This window comes from Micromonospora sp. BQ11 (genome assembly GCF_052068135.1).
In the GTDB taxonomy this organism is placed as follows: domain Bacteria; phylum Actinomycetota; class Actinomycetes; order Mycobacteriales; family Micromonosporaceae; genus Micromonospora.
The window spans coordinates 1-1,580 of record NZ_JBQHDB010000028.1 but is presented as its reverse complement, the minus strand read 5'-3'; the positions used below and the strand labels follow the sequence as shown (position 1 = coordinate 1,580).

Sequence of the window (1,580 nt, the reverse complement as noted above, 5' to 3'; positions counted from 1 at the left end):
ACGACGGTAAGAAGGACGACGGTAAGAAGGACGACGGTAAGAAGGACGACGACAAGTACGACGACAAGGACGACGACGACAAGGACGACAAGAAGTCCCGCACGGGCCTGCCGGTGATCAAGCAGGAGATCGTCATCAAGGGTCAGGGCGCGACGATCAAGCGGGACTCCAAGGACGCGTTCCGGATCTTCAAGGTCGCCGACGGCGGTGACCTGACCCTGAAGGATCTGACCCTCAAGGACGGCAAGGCCGCCGACGACAAGGACAAGAAGAACGACAAGAACGACAAGGACGACAAGGACGACAAGGACAAGAAGGGTGACAAGGGCGAGGAGAAGGCGGAGCGGCTGAAGGAGCTCCTGGCCTCCGCGCTCAAGTCCCGCGGCGGCAACGTCTCCACCAACTCCTCGCGCAACCACGACAAGGACGAGGACAAGGACCGGGACAAGGACCGGGACCGGGACCGGGACCGGGACAAGGACCGGGACCGGGGCGAGGACGGCGGTGCGCTGCTGGTCGAGAAGGGCGGCCGCGCCTACCTGGAGAAGACCACCCTGACCCGCAACAGCGCCAGCGGCAACGGCGGCGCGATCGCCAACTACGGCAAGGTCACCCTCAAGCTCAGCAAGGTCGACCACAACCAGGCCGACGACAACGGCGGCGGCATCTTCAACGCCGGCCAGCTCGAGATCGAGAAGTCGAAGATCACCGACAACACCGCCGGGAAGAACGGCGGCGGCATCGCCAACGGCAAGGACGACGGCCGCCACGACCGCGACAAGAACGGCAAGAACGACGACCGCCGCGACGACCGCGACAAGGCCGGCAACGTCGAGATCGAGAAGAGCCTCATCCAGGGCAACAAGGCCGACGACAACGGCGGTGGCCTCTTCAGCTCCGGCGGCTACGTCGAGGTCAGCTGGACCTTCGTCAAGGACAACGACGCCGGCAAGAACGGCGGCGGCATCTACGCCCGCAACACCGACCTCCGGCTCGACCACGTCACCGTCGCCGAGAACCACGCCAGCAAGGACGGCGGCGGCATCTACAACACCGGCGGAGACCGCAAGGACGACGACCGCAACAACCGCAACGACCGCAAGGACGACGACCGCAAGGACGACGACCGCAAGGACGACGACAAGGTCGGCCGCGCCACCATCACCGACACCCTCATCGCCGCCAACCACGCCGGACGCTTCGGCGGCGGCATCTTCAACGGCGAGCCCAAGAACGACAACAACAACGACAAGAACCACAAGAACAACAAGGGCGACGACCGCAACGACCACTACGACCGCAACCACGACGACTTCGACGCCGTCCTGGTCCTGCGCGACAGCCTGATCAAGGAAAACATCGCCGGCGAGAACGGCGGCGGCATCTACAACAACAAGGGCAAGGTCACCCTCGACAAGACCAAGGTCAAGGACAACAAGGCCAACGGCGAGAACGACCACCACCGCAAGATCGCCGGCGGCATCTTCAACAAGAACGGCAAGGTCGAACTCGACGACAAGTCCACCGTCACCGACAACGACCCCAAGAACTGCGTCAACGTCAAAGACTGCCACGCCTGA

1 protein-coding gene is annotated in these 1,580 nt (G+C 63.8%); it reads left to right on the top strand.

All coding sequences use genetic code 11. The annotated features are described in order from the left end of the window. Positions 1-1,580: hypothetical protein (locus ACTMSW_RS30655; RefSeq protein WP_441184281.1), on the top strand; the 1,580-nt coding region annotated here is incomplete at its 5' end.